This is a genomic window from Brenneria izbisi, assembly GCF_025840185.1.
Lineage (GTDB): Bacteria > Pseudomonadota > Gammaproteobacteria > Enterobacterales > Enterobacteriaceae > Brenneria > Brenneria izbisi.
The window spans coordinates 1-497 of sequence record NZ_JAMPJU010000051.1 but is presented as its reverse complement, the minus strand read 5'-3'; the positions used below and the strand labels follow the sequence as shown (position 1 = coordinate 497).

The following is a 497-nucleotide window of genomic DNA, read 5'->3' as shown; positions in this document are numbered from 1 at the left end:
GGAACCTGCGGTTGGATCACCTCCTTAACACAGAGATGTGAGTTGAGTGACGTGTCCACACAGATTGTCTGATGAAAAGCATGAGCAGAAATACCTTATAGGCTTGTAGCTCAGGTGGTTAGAGCGCACCCCTGATAAGGGTGAGGTCGGTGGTTCAAGTCCACTCAGGCCTACCAAATGCTTTCCCCCGCTGCGTTGTGAAATGATTTGCATACGAATGTATGTGTAGTCATTTCAGGCTTTGTGTGGAAAGGCGTTAACTCTTCTATGAGTGGTATCTGAAGGTATCTGTAAGTCATGGGGCTATAGCTCAGCTGGGAGAGCGCCTGCTTTGCACGCAGGAGGTCTGCGGTTCGATCCCGCATAGCTCCACCATAAAAGACTTCAGAGCGTATTGGCGACAGTATGCTGCGAAGTATTTTGCTCTTTAACAATCTGGAACAAGCTGAAATTTGAAACGATGCGGCGACGATCATCTTTAATGATGATGTTGTCGT

The 497-nt window shown here is 47.7% G+C and carries 2 tRNA genes; both read left to right on the top strand.

What is annotated here, in order from left to right:
- Positions 1 to 99 precede the first annotated feature (99 nt).
- A tRNA-Ile gene (locus NC856_RS17700) sits at positions 100 to 176 on the top strand.
- A gap of 123 nt (positions 177 to 299) precedes the next feature.
- Positions 300 to 375: transfer RNA gene (locus tag NC856_RS17695), tRNA-Ala, on the top strand.
- Positions 376 to 497: the final 122 nt, after the last annotated feature.